The following is a 24,450-nucleotide window of genomic DNA, read 5'->3' on the forward strand; positions in this document are numbered from 1 at the left end:
GATGAATGTTGATGAGTTAAATAGGTATATCCTTAGTTTAGTTAAATCAGGAAGCATAGATAAAGATAAGGCAATTCATTTAATCAAGAGATTGAACACAAGAGTTAATGAAAAACAAGATGATATTGCCATTATTGGAATGTCATGCAAATATCCTGGGAGTGATAATTTAGAAGAGTTTTGGGAGAATCTGAGAAAGGGACAAGTTTCTATTAAAGAATGCTCAGATCAGAGAGTAGAAGATATACTAGAAGCTTTTCCTCACTTACTAGAATCAAGAAAAGAGAAAAAGAAATTTGGTTTATTGGAGGAAATCGATAAATTCGATGAATCAATATTTAGACTCTCTCATAAGGAAGCATGTCTTATGGATCCATATCAAAGACTAATGCTTCAGAGTGCATATGAAGCATTGGAAGATGCAGGTTATAGTGGTAAATCAATTGCGAATACAAAGACTGGTGTATTTATAGGCCGTGATAATTCAACAAAATCTTTATATTCTATGGAGTTACAAGATGAAGATTTTTTAGCAGTTACAGGAGCATATCCAGGAATATTATCGAGCCGTATTTCCTATTTATTGAACCTTCATGGACCAAGTATAGTAGTTGATACAGCATGCTCATCATCGTTAGTAGCATTGCACATGGCCTCTAATGAAATAAAAAATAAAGGCTGTAATATGGCTATTGTTGGAGGTATCAATCTATTTGTTAACTCATTTCCTATCGATGGAAATGGGTCTAACATGGATAGTATAGAATCAAATACTGGGGAGCTAAGGGCCTTTGATAAATATGCTAATGGGACTGTATGGGCTGAGGGTGTTGGTACAATTATTATAAAGTCATTAAAAGATGCAATTAATGATAAAGATAATATATATGGAGTAATTAAAGGAAGTGCAATAAATAATAATGGAACATCAAATGGAATCACGGCACCAAGTGCAGATGCTCATGAAGAGGTTATTTTGGAAGCTTGGAAATCAGCAGAAGTTAATCCAGAAACTATAGATTATATTGAAGCACATGCCACAGGTACAAAATTAGGAGATCCAATTGAAATTAAGGGATTAACTAGAGCTTTTAAAAAATATACAAAGAAAAAACAGTTTTGTGCAATAGGATCACTAAAATCAAATATTGGACATTCTATGAGTGCATCAGGAGTCGCTGGTATTATAAAAATATTATTATCGATGAAGAATGAGATTATCCCTCCAAACATAAACTTTGAAGAACCTAATCCATTCATAGATTTTTGTAATTCACCAATATATGTTAATGATAAGGAGATTAAGTGGCAAAAGGGAGAAAAAATAAGAAGAGCTGCCGTAAGTAACTTTGGATTAAGTGGAACAAACTGTCATATTATTATTGACGAATATAAAAAAAGTAGTGTTGAACAAAGTGAGGACAATATTAATAAAAGTTATTTTATTACAATGTCAGCAGCAAGTAAGGATAGTTTAAGTGAATTGATAAATAATTATATTAGATATATTGAAAGAAATAATAATATAAATTTAAGTGATTTATGTTATACAGCTAATATAGGAAGAGGACAATATAAGTATAGAATGGCTGTTATATTCAAAGATTTAGAAGATTTAAAAGAGAAACTTCTATGCATATCAGCTTCTGAGTATACTGAACTTAAGAATATAGATATTATGTATGGAAATTATAGAGTTGTAAGCTCCAAAAGTACGGAATTAGATAGTGAAACAATAACTGAATATGAAAAAAGTACTATTACGAAACAAATAAATTCATATGTTAAAGAATATTGTGAAAGTAATAAAAAGAATTTTCATTTAGTATACAAAATATGTGAGTTGTATGTTAAAGGAGCTGATGCAGATTGGACTGAATTATATAAAGATAAGAGTAATTTTAGGATAAGCATACCTGTATATCCTTTTGAAAGAAGAAGATGTTGGGTAAGTAATAATCAGAAAAATGGTAATAGAAATGAAAGAAAAGATTCAATTAAGGCAGAAAGACAATTGGAATTGAGAGGCAAAAAAAGTAGAGATTATACTAAGATGGAAGAGTATGTAGCAGAGATTATTGCAGAAGAAGTAGGTATAAATGAAATAAATATATATGATTCCTTATATGATCTAGGAATAGACTCTATCCACTCAATGCAAATTGTTAATAAATTAGGTGTTAATTTGTCTATTTCAATAAAAATAGAAGAAATGGAAAAGATTGAATCAATTGCTGAACTTGCAGAGTATTTAGCTATTAAAGAGACAAAACAAAATGATGATGTTTTATCTGTTATGGAAAATAGGGAAGAGAAAAGAAGTAATAAAAAGCAAGAGTTCATTAAAAAGAAACTTGAAGGGTATAAAGAGCCTAGAGTGGTGATAATTGACGAGAATGGAAAGTATATTGAAGAAACTATAAAGCAAGATAAAGTTTCTTCAAATTGTTACATTTTAATAAAATCAGGCAAGGGTATTATTGTGGATCCAAGTATAGACAGAGAAGACTTATTAAGAATTATAAGTAAGATTGATATAAAAGTAGAGTATGTTTTATTAACACATGCACATGAAGATCACATTAACTCAATTGAGTATGTTGTAAATGATTTGGGAGCTAAGGTTGTACTTCATGAGAAAGGAATAGTAACTCTTGAGAAATTAGGCAGTATTTCTAGAGAGGATATGATAAAGTACCCTGAATTAAAAAAGGAATTTGACCTAAGTGGAATTTCATTTAAAGTAGTAGATTTTAAAGGACATACAGAAGATAGTGTTTGTATAATAAGTGATAAAAACATATTTACTGGTGATTCATTATTTAAGAATTCTATAGGTAATCCTGATACAAGTATAGGGTTCAGTTATGATGATATTATAAATAACATTAGGGACGGACTATTTCATTTAGATGATAACTATATTATATATCCTGGACATGGTGAACTTACTACAATTGGAGATGAAAAAAGAAACAATCCATTTTTGAAAAAATAGGAGATGATAATAAAAATGAATATTAATACAGGAAAAAATCTTGCAAGTGGAAATATATTCAACAATCTTATATATACAGCAGTTCCAATTTGTATTGCTTTAGTTCTAAATATGGGATATGGAATAATAGATAGAATGTGGATAGGAAATATGTTAGGAGAAAATCATCTTGCAGCGGCTACAATGATAACGCCAATTATAAACTTAATGATATCAATTATTTCAGGTGGTACATTAGGGATATCCATAATTATATCTCAAAGTTTTGGTGGAGGTAAATTAGATTATTTAAAGAAAGTAACAGGTACATCTATTATGTTTTATTCTTTACTAAGCATAGTAGTTATTGTTATTGCATTTATTTTTAGCAAGAATATTTTAATAGGACTTGATACACCAGATAGTATTTTTAATATTACATTGGAGTATCTAAGAATATCATTAATAGGGATGATAGCTGTTTATCTATTTTACATTATAAATTCTATCCTAAATGGCGTAGGTGATGTAAAGACACCAATTAAAATTCTTTTAATAGCAATTGTTATAAATGCTATTCTTGATCCTATATTGATTAATATATTTGAATTAAAGGGAGCAGCTATAGCAACTTTAACTGCTCAAGTAATAGCTTTTATTTATGGTGTAGTTTATCTTTGGAGGAAGAAAATAATTGACTTAACTACAATAAGTATCAAGATATTTGATTATGACATAGTAAAACAACTACTTAGAATAGGAGGTCCAGCAATAATACAGCAATGCTTATTACCAATCAGTAACATAGTAGTAACTTCATTGGTGGCCAATAAAGGAACCTATGCAATTGCAGCATTTGGAATATGTGGTTTAATTGATTTTCTTGCTATTATTCCCACAATGGCAGTAGGAAATGCAACATCATTAATAACAGGACAAAATATTGGTGCTAGAAAGGATGAGAGAATAGATGAAATATATAAGTCTGGAATATGTGTAAATTTAGTAATTAACATTATATTAGCAATAATAATATTTTCAATTCCACAAGTCATACTAGGAATGTTTACAGATAAGAAAGAGGTTATAGAAATTGGGGTAAATTATCTAAGAATAATGGTTGTAGGATATATATTTTTTGCACTATCATTCGTATCAAATGGTGTGATAAATGGTTCAGGTAAAACTGTAGTTACAGCAATAATATCATTTTTTTCACTGTGTATCGTAAGAGTACCAATAGCTATGATTTTAATAAAAACAAGTTTGGGTTTAACTGGTATATGGGTTGCTATACTATTAAGTTATATAGTTACAATGATTATTAGCTTCATATATTATAAATCAAAGAAATGGGTTAAAGAAGATGATTTAGAAGTAATTGAATCGATTAATTAAAAAATTCATGGTCACTAGATTTAGAATAGGTTGTAAATCAGAAAATTTAGATTTAATAGTGACAAAAGGAGGGGAATATGAATAGTATAAAACTTGTTTTGAAAAATATTATGAAAGATAAGAGGTTTAACTCATTTCTTATAGTTTTTTCTATAATGATGTCTAGCGCACTTTTTTTCGCAACTAGTTCGATAAATGCTATTATGAAAAAAAACTACGTTGATCAAATAAGGAAAGATGTTGGCTCAACAGAAATACAAATTAAGGAAAGAAATACTACAGAGGGAGGAATACTAAATAGTGAAAATTTATTATTTAGTATAGATTTACCATTAGATTATGATAAATATATAGATTATAAGGTTGGGGTAGTTAAAAAAGCAGCTTTTTATAAAGAATCAGAGGAAGGCAATTTAACAGCAATGAATTTGAAAGGGATCGACTATACAGAACTGGAAAAGTTCACATCACTTTCATTTACTGAAGAGAAAGATGTTACTCCATTCGAGGATAATAAGATAATTATTAGTGATTTAGCTCGAGAAAAATATGGACTAGAAGTTGGAGATAAGATTAAAGTAAATATTGATGGTAGTGAACATGAGTTTAGTATAGCGGCGGTGAATAGAAATACTGGTATATTTATGGGAGAAGGAGATAGTATTACTGCTGTAGTACCGGCAAAAATGCTAAATAAAATACTTGGAAAAGAAGGGGAAATAAGCACCCTTTATATTAAGTTGAATGATTCAGGAGATAAAGAATATATAATAGATAAACTAAGGGGAGAGTTTCCGGATAAAAAAGTTGGAGAGACTATTACAGAGGGTGAATTAGACGTTCAAACTAAGACAATGTCTACATTATTTTCATTAACATCTATTATTGTATTTTTTATTAGTATATTTTTAATATATACATCTTTTGCAGTTATTATTGCGGAGAGATTACCCGTATTAGGAACATTAAGAAGTATAGGCGCAACAAAGATAAAAATAAATACAATATTAATTATTGAAACTGTAATATATGGGGTAATAGGTAGTGCGTTAGGAGCTCTATTAGGAATTATCATATTAAAGTTAATGGTATATGGAATTACTCCAAGTAATGCGAGAAGTAATTTGCCAGCAGTTGAAATTAATAAAATATATCTATTAGCATCATTTGCTATGGGTGTGATCTTATCTTTAGTCAGTTCTATAGTACCAATATTAAAAGTAATTAAAATTTCAATAAAAGATATCGTATTGAATAATATGGAAACTAACGAAAGTAAAATAAGTGCATGGAAATATATATTGGGGATATTATTTATTATCGTATCAATTTTTTTACCCTCAAAAGTAGAAGGAAAGATAAGCTTACCAATAATTATTATATGTATATTTATAACAATAATAGGTATCGCGTTAGTTGTGCCTATGATAAAAGGTTTATTTATTAAGATATTTGAAAAAATAAACTTACTGATATTGGGGAATGAGGGGTATATAGCAGCAAGTAACTTGAGAGATAATAAGAGCATACAAAATATTATTATTTTATTAAGTATAGGTATCGCGTGTATATTTATGATTAATGTTTCAACTACAAGTACTGTAAAAGGAATTGTAAACTCATTTACAGATAATATTCTTTTTCAAGGAACATTATCTTTGACAGATATTAATAAAGAACACGAAGATAGATTGAAAGAGATAACTGGAGTAAAAGAAATAACGAAGGTATATTCAGCAACTAATGTAGAGGTTGAGGGTTCAGAAACAGCAATATCTCAGGTTCAAGGTATAAATAATGATTCATTTAGCAAGTTTTATAATGTTGATATTGTTGGTGATGATAATGAGGTGTTGGACAAGTTGAAAGAGGGGGATAATATCATATTAAGCAATATACTTAAAAATAGATATAATGTTGAAAAAGATGATTTTATTAGTATTTATTGCGGAAATAAGAAGGTGAAATTTAAAGTTGTAGGTTTTATGAATACATTGATTTGGCGTGGTGATTATGCATTAATATCCAGTGAGAATTTTATAAAATATTATGGTAGTCAAAATCATACAGTGCTAGATATAAAAATAGATGATGACAATATAGAGAACACAATAGAATTAATCAAAGATGAATTTGAAGATGAGAATGCAATTGTGATATCAATGGAGGCATATGCAGATAGTATAACATCAGATAATTTACAATTATACTCAATATTAGATGGATTCTCGATATTAACTGCAGTAGCAGGTATATTTGGGTTAATAAATAATTTAATACTTAATCATATAAAAAGAAAGCATTCTTTAGCTGTATTAAAATCAATTGGTATGAGTAAGAAGCAGGTAATAAAAATGCTAATTATAGAAGCTTTAACAACGGGGGTTGTAGGAAGTATAATTGGAATTATAGGAGGACTATTACTATTAAGGATTATTCCATATTTCATTATTGCTATTGATTCTCCCCCTATAACAATACTATACGAAAGCAATTATATTATTGGAATATTCTTGGCAGGTATTATTATAACGTTAGTAGCATCAGTACTACCAGCTTTAAAGGCATCTAAATTGAATATTGTTGAAAGTATAAAATACGAGTAGTTGGGGAGGAAACAATAATGAATAATGTAATAGAAGTAGTTGATTTATGTAAATCATATATACTTGATGGAAATAATGAAACAAAGGTTTTAAAAAAAATAAATTTAACTGTTAAGGAAGGGGATTTTTTATCAATAATGGGACCATCAGGCTCTGGAAAAAGTACTTTATTATATTTATTAGGTGGATTAGATAAACCATCAAGCGGAAAGATAAATATTGATGGTAAGGATATTGCAATAATGAATGATAAGGAAGAAAGTATAATGAGGAGAAGAGAAATTGGATTTATATTCCAATTTTACAACCTTGTACCTAACTTAACAGTAGAAGAGAATATTATCTTGCCTTTAATGTTAGATGGAAAGTCAATTAGTAGTTGTAAAAATAGTTTAGAGGAAATATTAGAAATTGTAGGACTTATAGAAAGAAGAAAGCATAAACCAAGGCAGTTATCAGGTGGACAGCAGCAAAGAGTAGCTATTGCAAGAGCTTTAATATCTAATCCTAAAGTTATTTTGGCAGACGAGCCTATAGGAAATCTAGATTCAAAAATGGGAGAGGAAATAATGATTTTACTAAGAAAAATAAACGAAGAACAGGGTAGAACAATTGTACAAGTAACACATTCTACTAAGTCATCGGAATATGGAAATAGAGTTGTTAGTATGCAAGATGGAGTAATATCTGAAATGAAAATATAAAATTATTATTTTGAATTAATAGTAGCTTCAAATTTGGAGCTACTATTTTATAGTTTTCAAATAATATAGTAATAATTAGAAGTTAGAGGAATTAAATATACATTTTTTAAATTTATAGGAGAGAATAAATGAGAGTTGAAGTTATAAAAATATCAGATTTACTTAAGGTGTACTATAAAGTACAGGGGATAATAGGAGTTACATAATGCTAATCAATCATATTGTCTTATGAATGTAACAAGGTAATTATTTCAGACAAGGGATTTAACAATCAAAAGAATTTTTAAATGGTATTTAAGGAAGTAGATAAAAAAAATATATAAAGCAGAAGTTCTGTTATTAAATATAACCATAAAGAAATGTAGGTTTTAAGAGGAAATAACAATATTCTCAGAAATAATAAGTGTACTGGTATTTTTAGTAAATATAATACAAATCCGGGAGAGTAGCAACGGCAAGTATAGGAGGGATGTTATGATAACAATTAGAAAAATGAAAGCTGAGGAAGGGCAAGGAGTAAAGAAGATTGGGTAAAAAGCTTTTGTTGGGGCAGAAAGACTTTTCGTAAGTAACCCCAAAGAGGAAATGGTTAAGGATGAAAATGACTTAGGTTGCCCTATAAAAGTTAGGGATGGAAGACGATGGCTAGATAATATGTTTAGAGATAAGGAAGTTAAAATTGATTATATAGAAGAAAAGAATGAAAGAGTTAATGAGGTAGCTAAACTATTAGACCTTGATAAGCTTTTAGATATGCATCCATATGATTTAAGTGGTTGGTAGCAGCAAAAAGCAGCATTAGGAAAAATTCTTCTATTAAATCCTAAGATTATATTTCTTGATGAGCCAACAAAGGGAATAGACAGTCATTTTAAAATTAAATTAGGAAATGTTTTAAAAAAACTAAATAATACTGGAGTCACTATAATCATGGTTACTCATGATATCGAATTTGCTGCTATGTTTTCAAGTAGATGTGGTATGTTCTTTAATGGAAATATAGTGGTAAGCGGATCACCGAGAGATTTTTTCGGAGAAAATAATTTCTATACAACATCAGCTAATAGAATGAGTAGACATTTGTTTAAAAACGCTATTACTTATGAAGATGTGATTAAGTTATGCAAGATGAATACATAGATAAAAAGTTATCTAAAAGAACTATTACATCGGCTATAATTATTTATACTATGATTCCATTTTTTATGATTTTTGAAGAGAGAAAACCTAAAGCAAGAGAATTAATTATTATATCTATGCTTTCTTCAATAGCAGTAGTTGGTAGGGTAGCTTTTTTATACTTCCACAATTTAAGCCAGTTGTAGCTATTGTAATCATTACAGGGGTATGTTTTGGTGGAGAAGCTGGATTTTTAACAGGTGCTATATCGGGATTTGTATCCAATTTTTTCTTCTGACAAGGACCTTGGCCCCCTTGGCAGATGTTTTCATTTGGAATTATAGTTTTTTTGGCAGGAGTTCTATTTAAGAAGGCAAATAAAAAAATTAAATTATGCATATTTGGTGGAATAAGTAGATTCTTCATATATGGATTCTTAATGAATACAAGTTCTATGTATATGTTTGGTTAAGATATTTCTTTAAAGGCTTTAATTTCATTAATTATATCTGGTGTTCCTTTTAAGAAGAAAGATTCAAGGAGCATGTGATTCACCTTTAACATCAGAAGGAATGAAACAAGCAAAATTAGCTAGGGAGTATTTCGAGAAAAATTCTATAGAATTTGATCATGCATATTCATCAACTCAGGAAAGAGCATGTGATACCTTAGAAATAGTTACAGATTTAGATTATGTTAGACTTAAAGGATTAAAGGAATGGAATTTTGGAACCTTTGAAGGAGAAAGTGAAGATTTAAATCCAAAAGCTAAGAAAAAAGGTGGAACCTATGGAGATTTCTTTGTTCAATTTAATGGTGAGGAAGATGTAGAAGTTCAGGAGAGAATGAATAAAACTCTTTCAGAGATTATGAATAAGGGTGATCACCAAACAGTACTAGCTGTAAGTCATGGTGGAGCTTGTTTCATGTTCTTAAGAAAATGGGAGGATATTACTAATAGAAATGATATACATTTTTCTAATTGTTGTATCTTAAAATTTGAATTTGAAGATGATAGGTTTAAATTTATTGAGATAATTGATCCACTATCTAAGGAGATTTAATAAACAAGGACTTCCTGTGTAGGAAGTCCTTATTTTTAACAGCATAACAACATTCTGAACTAGTATCTATCTTGCTAAGCTTGTTAAATATTCAACTGTTTCTTGATCATAATGTGAGAAGAATAAACTTTCTTCTTTGTCTAAGGTAGCAATCAAGTTCATATCCTCTGCTGTTAATTCAAAATTAAACACATCAAAATTCTCCTGCATTCTTTCCTTACTAACTGTTTTTGGAAGAACTGATACTCCTCTTTGAATAAGATATCTTAAAGCAACTTGAGCAATTGATTTATTATATTTATCTCCAACAGCTTTTAATGTTTTATTAGTAAATAAGTTATTTTTACCTTCAGCAAAAGGTGCCCAAGCTTGAGTATGAACTCCATATTTCTTCATTATTTCTTGTGCCTTTACTTGTTGATTAAATACATGTGTTTCAACTTGATTTACTGATGGAACAATTTTATTGAATTTTATAAGATCGATTAATCTGTCTGGATAGAAGTTACTTACACCGATTGCTTTAATTTTACCTTCTTTATATAGTTCCTCCATTGCACGGTAAGTTCCATAATAATCGTTAAATGGTTGATGGATTAATAGTAGGTCTAAGTAATCCAATTGAAGTTTTCTCAATGATTCCTCCATAGATTTCTTTGCATTTTCATATCCAGCATTGGAAATCCATACTTTTGTAGTAATAAATAATTCTTCTCTTGGAACACCACATTTTTTTATAGCATTTCCAACTGCTTCTTCATTTCCATAGGCTTGAGCAGTATCGATTAAGCGATAACCTACACCTATTGCATCTAGTACACATCTTTCACATTCCTCCTGATCTGCAATTTGAAATACTCCATACCCTAAAATTGGCATTTTAATACCGTTGTTTAATTCTACATACTTCATAATAATTTCTCCTTTATTATAATTTTTTCTCTGCTGTTTGTTATCTCATTGAGCAGGGTTACATTTACACAACTGAATTTATTGTGATATGATTAGTCTAAAGTGTTCGAGTAACTCGAAGTCAAGGATGTAATAAAAAAGATTTAATATTTAAGGATGAAAGGGCGGGAAATATGTATACAGTAAAAGAGATTGCAAAATGCCTTAATATGACTGAACATACAGTTAGATATTATACAGATATGGGATTAGTACCTACTTTAAAGCGAAATAAGAATGGAAACAGACTCTTTGATGAGAATTCTAAGAATTGGCTCATTGGCATAAAAAATCTTAGAGGATCTGGTATGTCCATACAAGCAATTAAGGACTATGTTGATCTGTGCTTAGAAGGAGAGTCTACTTTAGAAAAAAGGTATGAAATTATTTTAGAGCAAAAGAAAAAAGTAGAGGAGCAATTAAGGGAGATTAATGAAAGATATAAATATATTGAGTATAAGGAAAAGTGGTATCTTGATATTATGAATAATCGTATACCAGATAACAGTAATCCTGGAACATGGAGCACTTCTGGTTCTGAATCAGAAGGTAGGAACTGTGAATCTTTGGTTTCAGCTCAGGATTAAGATTTATAAGGAAGATATCCAGTTATATTCAATGTTTTGCGGTAGATCATTTGTATATGTTCTACCGCTTTTCATAATCTTAAAATTAGAATTTGCTATTTAGAATGCTTTAGAAATATATATTATGAAAAACCTTTTTAAAGTCATGCCTGCAATATACCCCTTAAAATATCCAATCTTTCAAATAATTATCTGTTAGTAATATTTTACAATAAGTGTATTTTAAATTAATTCATTTTATACTTTGGAAATATACCAATTAGTACTTAGTTATGTTAACGTTGTTTCTCAAATCATATATACTGTAGATAGAAAATAAATTGATAAATTTTACATAATTAAGCCTTTTATGATAGAAGTGAATTTAAGTTACGTATATATTTAGTGAAGAGCTCTTCAAAGGGGGAAGTAAAATGACTATAAATCCAGATAATTTCATCAAGGAGCTAAAAAAGAAAAATGAAAAAGCTCTAGATTATGTCTACAAAAGTTATAGTGGACTTGCTTATAAAATGGCATTTGATGTGCTAAAAGAAGTTGGTACAAAAGAAGATGTTGAGGAATGTGTAAGTGATATATTTGTTGGGGTTTGGAATAACATAGCCAAATATGATAATAATATCACCACTTTTAAGCAGTGGTTCATAGCAGTAAGTAAATACAAGGCTATAGATTACAAAAGGAAGCTTTTAAATAAGAATACCAATGTTGAGTTAGATGAAGAAAAGCTTACTGAACCTTGTACTACAGAGGAAAGAATAATAATGGCAGAAGATATGGATACATTAAGGAATATTATTAATGAAATGAAAGATGTTGATAAGCAGATATTTATAAAACGTTATATCTTAGATGAAAGCATATCTGATATATCAGAGGCCTTAGGTCTTTCAAGGGGAGCTCTAGATAACAGATTATCTAGGGGGAGGAAGACTATAAAGAATAAATGGATAGAAATTATGGGGAGGTAATACTATGAATAAAAGTAATAATGATGATTATATATATGAATTATTAAACTATTATAATATAGAAGATGAAGTAGAGGCTGATCCTTTAGATGACTTAACTGCTAAAAGGATAGAAGGAAAAATAAAGACAAAAATTAAAAAGAAGAAAATTATACCAAATAAGGTTAAGGTGGCAGTAGCTGGGGTATTTATTGCTACAAATATGATTTTAGTATTCACAAATGGACAAGAGGTTTATGCTAATATTGGAAAGTCTATCATAAAGACATTTAAAGAAATAGTAGGAGATCATGCAGATTATGAAAAATATTCAACTAGTGTTAATTTATCTACTTATGATAAAGGAGTTAAGGTTGAAGTTAATGAAGTAGTGACAGATGGAAGTGAAATCAATATTGCATATTCCTTAATTTCAGATGGGAAGTTAAAAGACATAGTGGGAAATCCTAATATTTTTATGGCTCAGTTTACTGTAGGTGGTAAAGATATTGGGGGCTATGGTAGTTCTGGGGAAATGGTAAATGATAATAGGTATGATGGATATTTAAGTATAAGAAATAGTAGTGGAATTACGCTTCAAGATACTTTTACTTTAGATATGAAAGCTAATTTTATAGGCACCCTAGAGGGAAATTGGGAGCTCAAGATAAATGTAGACAAGAATAATATTAAAGATAAAATAAAAGAGTATAACGTAGGTAAAGCCATTGATTTAGGCGATGGAGATAGGCTTAAAATAAATAAGATAAGTACCAGTCCATTATCAATATCAATGGAAATATCCGGTGATATGTGGAAGTATAGTTACTTTTTGTTTGATGACAAAGGAAATGAAATCATCGCAAAAGGTGGGGGTTCACAAAATGATAAAGGAAGTATAAACTTTAGAAGCTTAATAAATGATGATACTAAGAGTTTAACATTTATACCATATAAAATTAGTGATGATTACAAGGTTGATCCTCGTATATATGATATAAACACTCTTCCACTAGAGCTATCACAAGGAAGTATTGGAAAGCTTATAGTTAATGAATTAGAGTGGATAGGTGATGATACTCTTAAAGTGCACTATAATGCAGAAGGGATGATACCAGTTACTCAATCTCATAGCATAATATTGATTGATGAAGATAATAATATGATAATTTCAGAAGATAAATATAATACTCAAAGGAATATCTTTGACCAAAAGAATTTTGAAATGGTATTTAAGGGAGTAGATAAAAATAAGAAATATAAAATAGCTGGTGCTAAAATAGATGAATTTTATGAAATAAGGGAAGATTTAAAGTTTACAATAGATTTAAAATAAATGTCAAAGTTTTAGATTTAGAGGTATAAAAGGTTGGTAGCATTAAGGCAATCAACCTTTTATTTTCTTTATGTGAAATACTAGGGCTTAGGATTAATAGAATTGGTATAGGAATGCTATGCAAGCAATAAGAATATATAAAGCAGAAATTCTGTTAATTAAATATAACCATAAAGAAATATAGGATTTAAGAGGAAATAACAATATTCTCTAGAAATAATAAGTATACTGGTATTTTTAGTAAATATAATAAAAATCCAGGAGAGTAGCAATGGCAAGTATAGGGGGGATGTTATGATAACAATTAGAAAAATGAAAGCTGAGGAAGGGCAGGCAGTAAAGAAGACTGGGGCAAAAGCTTTTCTTGGGGCAGAAAGACTTTTCGTAAGTAAACCTAAAGAGGCAATGGTAGCTATTATTGATGAAAAAATTGTTGGTGGCATGGTTTTTAAATACACAATAGCTAAGGATAAAAAGATTGCATATATAGATTTTGCTTATGTAGATCCAGATTATCATAATCAAAGTGTTGGAAGGCAGTTATATAAAGAAAGCTTTGAATATTTATGGAGTGAAGGTTGTACGGCTATAATAACAATGGTTAAGGATGATAATGTTGCTTCATGGAAGTCTCTTCTAAATAATGGTTTCTCACAAGTTAGTTTGCTAGAAGCTACAAAAGAGCTAGGAGTAGAGCTAATGCTAAAGGAATATTTTGCTACTACAGCTTTTATGTCTAATGGGATGGAATTTTACTTAATGGTTAAAGGAAAGGAAGTTAAACCTAAAAAGGTTGAAACAATAACTCAAATTGGATTTTATCTTTTAGCAAATTTTTTATTATTGATATTAGGCTTTTTACTTAACAATAGAAGTAACTGGGGAATGTATATCCTTGCATATATTGGGTTACTAGCAAGTGGTGTATTTATTAGTTACTTAGGAAGCTTACTTTCTAAAAGAAAGTGGAAATTTAGGGTTAATAGCTGTGGAGCAGTAGTGGTTGCCTTTATAAATATAGGAGCAGCTTATCCTCTAATAGGGAATTGGTATCCTGAAAGCTATGAAAATACAAAGGAATTTAAAAGAGATATGGGAATTCCAGCTTTATTAGAATGGATATTTCTTTTAGTTATACTAGTAGGCTCAAAAATAATTATGCCACAACATATATTAGTTAAATATCTAAGCCAGATTGCAAGTACATTTATAATGTATCGTATTTTAGCAATATATCCATTTGAATCCTTTGGTGGTGGTAGAGTATATAGATGGAATAAGCTTTTGTATTTGATGATGAGCATAATTTCAGTTATTTTAATTATGATATAATTTATGTCTTAAAAAACAAGATAGGACTTTAATCCTATCTTGTTTTTGTGTAAACAGATAATTAAGTTTAAAGATATTTAAAATAATTGTACTAATAACAGTAATGATACAGAAAACATTAAAGAATCAAATATAACATGTATTACCCAAGGTACAATAATTGAATTAGATTTCACACCAGCACTATTGAAAACTAAACGTGATACACCTTGTAGTGCAAGCACATGAAGAAGAGTTATAATAATATTTCCATCCCAGTATGTTGGAACATGAAGTAGTGCAAATACTATAGCGCTGCCAAAGCTTGCGATAAGTAATTGTTTATTATTATTTTTAAATAAACTTGCAATAATAGCAAAAACAAAGAAGCTTATTAATTCTTCACCTAAAAGCATAAAAGGAAGGCTCAACCAAGGAACATTACCTACAGCTGGATTTCCAGTTAAATCTAATTTTAAAACATACATTAGGAAGAAACTAGTCAACATAGAAACAACTACTGCAAGTAAGAAAAAGGTAAAAAATGTTTTTATAGTTTTTTGAGGTTTACTAAATAACATTTTGATTGATTCAAGCCCGAAGGTTACTGCAAATGCAGCAAGTCCAGTTATTGCTAAAGAGAATGGTGCTAGAATTGGAATCCAGTCATATGATAGGTTAAGAAATCCAAGTGCTAAAATAATAATGCCGATAATAGTATTAATAGTTTTGATAGGTTTATTAAATATTTTGTCCATTTTATGGCCCCCTTAAAATAATTATTTATCCATATCTACGACAGAAGTATTTATTATTTAAATAGGCCTTTCGTATAATATATTTCATCATTATAGTACCAACAAAAGCCATTGTCAAATAAATCTATTTAATGTAATAATATGTCATATTAGATATTTTAGCTAAATAAAGTTATACTAATCTTAATAAACCTTAATAAATTTTAGGCGGATTTTTTAATATCTAATTTCTATAATTGTGCTATTAATCTAATTATGGAGGGGTTTATTGTGAGTAATAGATTTTTAAGACAATATATTTTATTTTCAAAACCATTCTCTCCTTTAATTATAATAAGGGTATTGTACCGGAGAGAGTCTAAGATTCTATAAGAAAAGTTATTAAGATTTATTAAGAAAATTAAGTTTATAAAAATGAAAACCTCCACAATATAATTTACTGTATTGTGGAGGTTTATTTTTTATTAAATAAGACTTTACTTTTAAATTAGCAGAGTTCTATTACCTGAACTTTATAAACTACAGTAATAATTTGACCTGGCGTCATTGTATTTAAGGCAAATCCCGCCGAAGGATTAAAGTCAGGATAGGATATACCATTTATATTTACAGATCCAATTACAAAGGTTGAATTGTGAGGAGTAGGATCTAGAAATACTACATTATTAGCATCAATATTGCCTATATTTACAATAGTAATTGTATAGGTTATTTCTTCCCCAATAGTAGCAAAATCCTTATTAGTAGCCTTAGTAACAGTTAAGTTTCCATAAGCTATATTAGTTGTTACAGTATTTGAGTAGGTTGTGTCATTGTATGGTGGTTGTTTTGGATCTACTACAAATTTAAAATTAACAACAGCTTGGTTTACTACAGTGTTAGTAGGGGGAACTGATACTACTGTTGCTACAAATATAATGGTTATAACATTACCTACACCTATATCCCTCAGGTTAAAACCAACTATTGGATCAAAGGTTGGTTGATTTACATTATTAACAATTACACTATGAGCTTTAAAGGCTAGGCCTGAAGGGAGAATATCCTGGAAGAAAAGACCACTATTAACTACAGTACCAACATTGGTTAATGTTAGCGAATAAGTTAATTCATCTCCAATAGTAGCAATTGATTTATCAACATTTTTTAATACAGTTAATTTTCCTAAAACCACATTAGTTGTTACAGTGTTACTTGATTGAATATTAGTATTTACAGGGCCTGTTGGGTCTAACTTATAACTAAAATTAACATTTGAAGTATTTGTTACTGATGCATGAGTTGGTAATGAGTTTATCTTAGTGCTAAAACCTACAGTTACATTTTGTCCCGGAGCTAAATTAGATAAATTGAATCCTATTATTGGGTTTAATGAAGGATATACTACACCATTTATGGTTACAGTTCCAGATACAAAGGTTAAAGCAGACTGTAATATATCTGTAAAGAATAAATTAGTTACATTTACGTTACCTGTATTAGTAATTATTGAAGTGTAGTTTAGGGTATCATCAACTTTAGCATACATCTTATCTACTGATTTAGTATTAGATAAGCTACCAAGATTTATATTAGTTGATACAATATTTGAGGTTGCAGTTATTGGGTAAGATGGTCCCTGAGGATCAACATAATATATACCATTTGATACAGCATAGTTTGTAATTTGTGGTGGTTCAGGAAGTGTAGTTACAGTGCTTTGGAACTCTACTAAAGCAGTATTACCTGCAATAAGATCTGACAAATTAAATCCAGTAATTGGATTGTAGGTTGGGAAGTTTGTTCCATTAACCTTTACTGTTCCTGACTGAAAGATAGCCCCATTTGATAAGTTATCAGCAAAAAATATTTGAGAAATAGTTGTATTACCTTCATTTTTAACTAATACACTATAGTTTAAATTATCTTGAAGTGTAGCATAGCTCTTATTAACTGTTTTAGTGGCACTTAAAGCTGGTTTAATAATTATAGTTGAAACGATATTAGAGAGACTAGATTTACTATAATATTGACCATTTGGATCTATTTTGTATGAGAAGGTTCCTATACCATGGTTTAGGATAGAAGAATTAATTGGATTTTGAATAACTGTTGCTGTAAATACTATAGTTATATTATTAAGAGTTTCAATATTACCTAATGAAAAACCTTGATTAGGATCATAATCAGGATGGGTTGTTCCATTTACTTTTACTGATCCTTGGTTAAAGTTTATATCACTTTGAAGATTATCTGTAAATATTACATTCTCAGCTGTAATATTACCATTATTTGAAACTATAATTGTATAGGTTATAACATCACCTATAGTTACATAACCTTTATTTACAGTTTTAGCTAAATTCAATGATCCTGAATTAACTTGAGTTGTAACTGTATTAGAATTAAGGGTAACTGGTATATCTTCACCACTTGGATTAACCTTATAAAAGAAGGTGATATTTGCTGTATTACTTACTAGTGATGGATTTGGTAAACTAATTATTTTAGCCTGAAAAGTAACTACTACAGTATCTCCTGATATAATATTTCCTAAGGTAAAACTATCAAAAGGATTAGCATTTGGATAGGATATTCCATTTATTTGTACTGAACCTGTTATAAAACTTATACCTATTGGCAAAACATCTCTAAAGTTTATATTCTTAGCAATTGTATTTCCTGCATTAAATATATTAACAGTATAAGTTAATATATCATCAATAGTGGCATAGGATTTACTTACTGTCTTTGTAGGAATTATTTTACCAACATTAATTATAGTTTGTACTGTATTACTTTGTTTTTCATCCACTATAGGAGGATTAGTAGGATCTACATAATATTTATAGCTACTTGTAGCAAAGTTATAGATAGTATAATCCTGTGGTAAGCTTTGAACTGTTGCTGAAAAAGTTACAACTGAGACTCCAAAACCAGGGATATCACTTAAAATAAATCCTGTATTTGGATTGTAATTTGAATAAGTTACACCATTAATTTTCACAGATCCAGTTACAAAACTAGCATTGGACTGAAGAATATCTCTAAATAATACATCAAAACAATTGGAATTTCCTGTGTTATTAACTGTAATTGTATAATTTAGAGTATCCCCAATAGTAGCATAAGTCTTATCAACTTCTTTTGTTGATACTAATACGCCAATTTTAATTAAAGTTGTAACAGTATTTGAATGGGTAGTTGTAGTTACTGGAGGATCTATTTCAGTTAATTTATAAGTGAAAGTAAGATCAGCAGTATTATCAACTTTACCACTTTGAGGTAATGAACCCACATGAATATTAAAGCTTATTGTATGAAAAGCATTAGGAGCCAAATCGGACAAGGTAAATCCAGTATTAGGATTTAAAGTTGGCCTAGGAGTACTATCTACTACTACAGTTCCTATATTAAAGGAAGTTGCAATTGGAATTAAATCTTTGAAAATTAAGTTTGTTGCATTTACTGAGCCGGTATTTTTAATTATAACTGTATAGTATAAGTTATCATCTACAGTAGCATAAGAATTTGTTACAGATTTAGTAACAGTTACTTCTCCTACAGCAATATAGGTTTCAGTAGTATTCGTGTTAATAGTAGCATATTGTATATCTGAACCTACAAGATAGTCATAATTAATATTGGCAAAGTTAGTTATTATATTGTTAATTGGTCTGCTATTAACTTTAGCTGAAAAACTAACAGTTGTAGTTGTATTTATGCCTATATTACTAAGGTTAAATCCAACATTAGGATCATAGCCAGGGTTCTGAACTCCATTTATATATACAGAGTCTGTAATGAAAGATATATTAGTATCTAATAAATCTTTGAAGATAACATGTTGAGCTGGAACATTACCCTCATTTTTTAGAGTAATTACAAAGTTCAAGGTTTCTCCAAGTTTTGTTACTGCTTTATCTACAGTTTTATTTGCAGAAATTATAGTATCGTAGACATAAACTGTAGTTGTATTTGAGGTTTTAGTTTTAGTGGTGATAGAACCATTAGGATCTACATAGTAACTGTAGCTTATATTAGCGGTATTTAGTAATTCATTATTGTTAGGAATTGAATTAGCAGTTACTTGGAAAGTAATAGTAACATTTTCTCCAATGGCAAGATTATTTAAATTTAAACCTGTATTTGGATTATAGTTAGGATGGTTTACTCCATTTACATAAACTGTGCCTAAGTTAAAGGAGGATTCTAATTGTACTATATCTTTAAATAGTAGATTTTGAAGTAAAGTATTACCTGTATTAGATATAACAAAGCTGTAGGTTATTATATTAGTTAATCTTACAATATTTCTGTCAGAAGCTTTAGTTACTGTTAAATTTCCTAAATTAATATAAGTGGTAACATTATTACTTGTTACATTAGATCTAATATAAGGGGCATTAGGATCTATTTTATATTCGTAATTTAAATTTGATGAGTTAGTTATAATACCATTTGGAGGCAAGGTTTTAACTGTTACATCAAAGGTAACTGTGACATTAGAATTTGGATTTATTGTCCCTAGAGTAAATCCAATATTAGGATCATAGTTAGAGTAAGATACTCCATTAATTTTTATAGATCCAGGAACAAAGTTTATATTATTATCAAGGTTATCAATAAAACTTGTATTATTTAAAGATACATTACCAGTATTAGATATCACAGAAGTATAAGTTAAAGTATCATTTATTGTTGCATATGCAGTGCTTACACTCTTAGTATTGCTAACTGACATCTTTCTAATATTAGTGGTGACTGTATTACTAGTTAAGCTACCATCAAGGCTTGGAGAGGTTGGAGTTAATTGATATTTGAAGTTTATATTAGCTGTATTGTTAATTTGTGGAGTAGTTGGAATTGAAGTTATAGCTGCTTTAAACATTACAACTACATTTCCACCAGGAAGTACATTACTTATTTGAAAACCTAAGTTAGGATTAAAAGTTGGTTTGCTTACACCATCTATAATTACAGATTCATCAACAAAGGTAGCTCCAGGAGGAATTAAATCCTTTAAAGTAACATTTGTTAATGTTACTGTTCCTGTATTGGTAGTTGTAATTGTATAGGAAAGAATATCTCCAATAGTAGCATAAGTCTTGTCAACAGCTTTACTTAAGGTAGCAGAATAAGAATTAATAATTGTAGTTACTATATTTGAAGTAGAGGTTTGTGTTACAGGCTGCTCAGCTGGATCTACATAATAGCTGTAAGAAGCAGTAGCATTATTTTTAATGGTATTAGGATTTGGAACAGAATTAACAGTAGCTTTAAATTCAATAGTAACAACTTTTCCTGTAGCCATTGAACCTAATGGGAATCCTATATTTGGATTGTAATTAGCTTTATTAACCCCATTTATTAAGACAGAGCCTGGAAGAAAGCTAACCTCTTCTTGAAGAATATCTGTAAAAAAAGTATTTATAGCATTGCTATTGCCACTATTAGTTGCAGTAAATGAATAAGTTAAAGTATCACCTAAATTTGAATATAATTTATCTACAGTTTTAACTAAATCAACTTTAGCAATTGGTATATAGGTTTTAACAATATTTGAATATACTGTTTTAGTTATTATAGGACTATTAGGATTTTGTTTATAAGTGAGTGTAACCTCTGACATATTTTGAACATAACCAATTGGAGGGTAACCAATTATTTTTACACCAAATACTATAGTAGCTGTATTTCCTGGATTCATATCTGGAATTGGAAATTGTTCATTAGGATCATAGCTTGGGTAGTGAATACCATTAATATAAACTGTTCCTTCAACGAATTCTAAGAATATATCTGTAAAATCTGCAAACTTAATATTAGTTAGAGGTACTGTACCTGTATTTTGAATAGTAGTTGTATAAACTAAATAGTCATTTAGATGGGCATATATATTATCTACGGTCTTTGTAATAGAATATTTTGCTTCATTAATTATTGTTTCTACAGTATTAGTAAATACATTGTTAGTTAGTATACCTCCATTTGGATCTGGTTGATAGTTATAAACTACACTTCCATTGTTGTATATTACATTTGGTATAGGACGACTATTTACATTAGCTTGGAAAGTAACTTCTACAGTCTCATCAGGACAGATAGTTCCAAGGGTGAATCCAATTGTTGGATTATATGATGGATAAGGTATTCCATTAATAGCAACTGAACCAGATATAAATGAAAGGTTAGATTGTAAACTATCTAAAAATACAGTATTTGTTGCATTGATATTACCACTATTTGAAGTTTGAACTTTGTAATACAAGGTATCTCCAATTTCAGAATAAGCTGTATTTACACTTTTAATTGAATTAATACATACATAGTTAGTTACTGTATTAACTGTATTTGAGTTCTTCTGAGAGTTTATAGTAGTTCCACCAGGTACTATTTGATATTTAAAAGGAATATTAGCAGTATTTTGAATTAGGCTTTCAGGGTTTAGACTGTTTATTAATACTTTATACTCTACTTTACTAGTTTGTAGTGGTTGTATGGGAGTATTTAAACTAAAGCCTTCAAATGGATTTAAGCTTGGCTGGCTTGTAGAATTAATTTTCACACTTCCATTTACAAAGGTAGCACCAGGTATTATTGGTTCTAATACTTCAACAGCTATTGCAGGGATATTCCCCATATTTGTTAAGCTTAGAGTATAAGTTACTGTATCATTAACCTTAGGATAGTTATTATTATTGCATCTTTCATCAATAATACTTACATGTTGTACTGTTATATTAGTGGAATTACTAACAACTGTCTTTTTTCTTAAATATACATACTGATCAAAAAGATATCCAAAGGTAACGAAGCATAGATTACTTATTTTACTTGATATAGGTAAAGAGTTAACTTTTACTTGGAAAACTATTTGATTAGTGTAACCTACAGACATATCAGGTAAAACAAAGCCAGTAAATGGATTATATTCAGTGTAAGGTACTCCGTTAATAATCACTGTTTCAGGAATAAAAGAAGAATTCACATCCATTTTATCTTGAAATAATATTTCCTTTGCTACTTCTGTACCTATATTTTGAATAGTAATGGTATAGGTTACAGTATCATTTATGAATAATGAGGATTTAGAAGCTACTTTTGTAACAGTTAGATTTCCTTCTTGTACAATTAGACTTATTGTGTTTGTTACTCCAGAATTAGTTATAATATCTAATCCAGAAATAAATTGATAACTATAATTTACATTTTGATATAAAAGCCCGCCAGATGGGAGTGAATCAACTCTAACTGTAAATAAAATAGTTACAATACCTCTAGCATCAATAGTTCCTATATTAATACCATTAATAATATTTGCTGTAGGATTATTTATTCCATTTATAATAACAGAGCCTGGTATAAAGGAAGTTGATGAGTTTAGTATTGATGAAATAATCATATTGTTAGCATCTACATCACCATCGTTTTTTATTTTAATTACATATACCTGAGTTTCTCCAACTTCAACATTATATTCAAGGTCACCATCAATATCGTAAGCCTCTAAAGTAGTTATTATATTTGGTGCTTTAGAATATACCTGAGTTCCTATAGATACTAATTGAATACCATCTCCAGAGGCACCTGTTGTTATCTGCCCACAAATTAATGTTTGATTTGTAACTAAGGTATTAGATATATCTACATTAGTAATATCCCATTTATTTCTTGCACCAATTAGTTGTGTTGGCACAAATCCATCATTATTACTTATTCCCTTTGTTCCATTTATATTTAATAAACCATTACTTTGATTTAGTGGATCTGCTACATTTATTGTTCCTGAAAAGAAACTATTTCCAGGATTATTTGGGGTGGTTCCAGGATTGGGGTTAGGACTTAAAGTGCTATTACCAATATTAATTAAATTTGCAAAAGATGTACCTGCCATTGCATATTCATTTCCGTTTAAAGGCTCTCCATTAGCGCAGATCATAGTGATACTACCATTTAGGAAGTTAGGATCCGAACTGGTAGAAAAACCTGTAAGGGTTGTTTGGAATGGGATACTTGGAGTGGCTACAGATATACCTGAATTATAAAGGATTTTTTGTGGTTTAAATGAATCATTTCTATAAATAACTGATAATGACCAACCACCTCTTGAATTACTTAAACCTGTACTAGGCAGACTTATTGGAACCTTTGATACTGAATAATTTCCTGATAAAGCTGCTTGTACATAACTTGTTACATCTGTGGCTCTATATCTATCAACGGTTCCAGATATTCCTGTATAACTATCTGTATATTGTGGTGAGATTTGATAACTACCTTTAGGTGTAGTAAATGTTATCTGATTATCTCCTATGCTTCTAAGATCTAAAGAACCAGATACATTACTAAATACTGTAGAATACCATATAAGCTCTGCATAGAGTACAGTACTGTCTGCTAAAATATTTAAGATAGCTTCACTCCCACATTGACTCCAATTCCTGGTGGTTGTTCCGTCTATCTTTATTAAATCAGAGGTATTTACATCTGGTTCAGTAGAGCTTCCACATACCATAAAACTATTCCCAGTAGATACTAGGATAGCTTTATCTATTGCAGAAAACCTTTGAGTTATTGCCATGTTATTATCTCCTTTTTAAATGGTTTTTTGGGTTCCTATTAAGGAATATTTAATACATAATATATACTATTAAGGTAAATAATATCAGTTACTAACTTTTATTTTAGGCTGGAAAATAAATATTTA

The 24,450-nt window shown here is 29.4% G+C and carries 16 protein-coding genes; 13 read left to right on the forward strand and 3 right to left on the reverse strand.

Going from position 1 to position 24,450, the window contains the following annotated elements; all coding sequences use genetic code 11:
* Position 1 precedes the first annotated feature (1 nt).
* The 9 genes from ACSYT2_RS02205 to ACSYT2_RS02245 all read left to right on the forward strand — a co-directional run bounded on the left by ACSYT2_RS02205 (position 2) and on the right by ACSYT2_RS02245 (position 9,868).
* Positions 2-2,998 (forward strand): beta-ketoacyl synthase N-terminal-like domain-containing protein, encoded by a 2,997-nt coding sequence (locus ACSYT2_RS02205; RefSeq protein WP_438383142.1) that lies wholly within the window; start codon positions 2-4, stop codon positions 2,996-2,998.
* A gap of 15 nt (positions 2,999-3,013) precedes the next feature.
* The gene (locus ACSYT2_RS02210) at positions 3,014-4,375 is read left to right on the forward strand and encodes an MATE family efflux transporter (RefSeq protein WP_438383144.1); all 1,362 of its coding nucleotides are present in this window, start codon (positions 3,014-3,016) and stop codon (positions 4,373-4,375) included.
* Positions 4,376-4,452: 77 nt separating this feature from the next.
* Complete coding sequence (locus tag ACSYT2_RS02215) at positions 4,453-6,981, forward strand: ABC transporter permease (RefSeq protein WP_438383146.1); 2,529 nt, start codon at positions 4,453-4,455, stop codon at positions 6,979-6,981.
* Positions 6,982-6,998: 17 nt separating this feature from the next.
* A complete protein-coding gene (locus ACSYT2_RS02220) occupies positions 6,999-7,685 on the forward strand; it encodes an ABC transporter ATP-binding protein (RefSeq protein ID WP_438383149.1) in 687 nt (228 codons plus the stop codon).
* A gap of 585 nt (positions 7,686-8,270) precedes the next feature.
* The gene (locus ACSYT2_RS02225; protein ID WP_438383151.1) at positions 8,271-8,468 is read left to right on the forward strand and encodes a hypothetical protein; all 198 of its coding nucleotides are present in this window, start codon (positions 8,271-8,273) and stop codon (positions 8,466-8,468) included.
* A 147-nt stretch (positions 8,469-8,615) separates the two neighbouring features.
* Positions 8,616-8,825: a hypothetical protein gene (locus tag ACSYT2_RS02230; RefSeq protein ID WP_438383152.1), complete on the forward strand. Its 210-nt coding sequence runs from the start codon at positions 8,616-8,618 to the stop codon at positions 8,823-8,825.
* Positions 8,807-9,010: a hypothetical protein gene (locus ACSYT2_RS02235; RefSeq protein ID WP_438383153.1), complete on the forward strand. Its 204-nt coding sequence runs from the start codon at positions 8,807-8,809 to the stop codon at positions 9,008-9,010. Before ACSYT2_RS02230 ends, ACSYT2_RS02235 begins: the two co-directional genes overlap by 19 nt.
* Before the next feature lie 116 nt (positions 9,011-9,126).
* On the forward strand, positions 9,127-9,276 hold the full coding sequence (locus tag ACSYT2_RS02240; protein WP_438383155.1) for a hypothetical protein: 150 nt from the start codon (positions 9,127-9,129) through the stop codon (positions 9,274-9,276).
* Positions 9,277-9,316: 40 nt separating this feature from the next.
* Positions 9,317-9,868: a histidine phosphatase family protein gene (locus tag ACSYT2_RS02245; protein WP_438383157.1), complete on the forward strand. Its 552-nt coding sequence runs from the start codon at positions 9,317-9,319 to the stop codon at positions 9,866-9,868.
* 66 nt (positions 9,869-9,934) lie between these two features.
* Here the strand turns inward: ACSYT2_RS02245 and ACSYT2_RS02250 are convergent, their stop codons facing one another.
* Positions 9,935-10,780 carry an aldo/keto reductase gene (locus ACSYT2_RS02250; protein WP_430857154.1) on the reverse strand — a complete coding sequence of 282 codons (846 nt, stop codon included), beginning with the start codon at positions 10,778-10,780 and terminating at the stop codon, positions 9,935-9,937.
* A 173-nt stretch (positions 10,781-10,953) separates the two neighbouring features.
* Between ACSYT2_RS02250 and ACSYT2_RS02255 the strand changes: the two genes are divergently transcribed.
* The 4 genes from ACSYT2_RS02255 to ACSYT2_RS02270 all read left to right on the forward strand — a co-directional run bounded on the left by ACSYT2_RS02255 (position 10,954) and on the right by ACSYT2_RS02270 (position 15,024).
* Entirely contained in the window at positions 10,954-11,406 is a 453-nt protein-coding gene (locus tag ACSYT2_RS02255) for a MerR family transcriptional regulator (RefSeq protein WP_438383159.1), read from the forward strand.
* A 413-nt stretch (positions 11,407-11,819) separates the two neighbouring features.
* Positions 11,820-12,377, forward strand: a complete 558-nt coding sequence (locus tag ACSYT2_RS02260; protein WP_438383161.1) for a sigma-70 family RNA polymerase sigma factor — start codon at positions 11,820-11,822, stop codon at positions 12,375-12,377.
* Positions 12,378-12,381: 4 nt separating this feature from the next.
* On the forward strand, positions 12,382-13,692 hold the full coding sequence (locus tag ACSYT2_RS02265) for a DUF4179 domain-containing protein (RefSeq protein WP_438383163.1): 1,311 nt from the start codon (positions 12,382-12,384) through the stop codon (positions 13,690-13,692).
* A 294-nt stretch (positions 13,693-13,986) separates the two neighbouring features.
* The gene (locus tag ACSYT2_RS02270) at positions 13,987-15,024 is read left to right on the forward strand and encodes a GNAT family N-acetyltransferase (RefSeq protein WP_438383165.1); all 1,038 of its coding nucleotides are present in this window, start codon (positions 13,987-13,989) and stop codon (positions 15,022-15,024) included.
* Positions 15,025-15,101: 77 nt separating this feature from the next.
* Here the strand turns inward: ACSYT2_RS02270 and ACSYT2_RS02275 are convergent, their stop codons facing one another.
* Complete coding sequence (locus tag ACSYT2_RS02275; protein ID WP_438383167.1) at positions 15,102-15,761, reverse strand: CPBP family glutamic-type intramembrane protease; 660 nt, start codon at positions 15,759-15,761, stop codon at positions 15,102-15,104.
* A 487-nt stretch (positions 15,762-16,248) separates the two neighbouring features.
* Positions 16,249-24,324: a hypothetical protein gene (locus ACSYT2_RS02280; protein WP_438383169.1), complete on the reverse strand. Its 8,076-nt coding sequence runs from the start codon at positions 24,322-24,324 to the stop codon at positions 16,249-16,251.
* Positions 24,325-24,450: the final 126 nt, after the last annotated feature.

Origin of the sequence: Clostridium zhoujianii (genome assembly GCF_051590805.1) — a bacterium.
In the GTDB taxonomy this organism is placed as follows: Bacteria; Bacillota; Clostridia; order Clostridiales; family Clostridiaceae; genus Clostridium.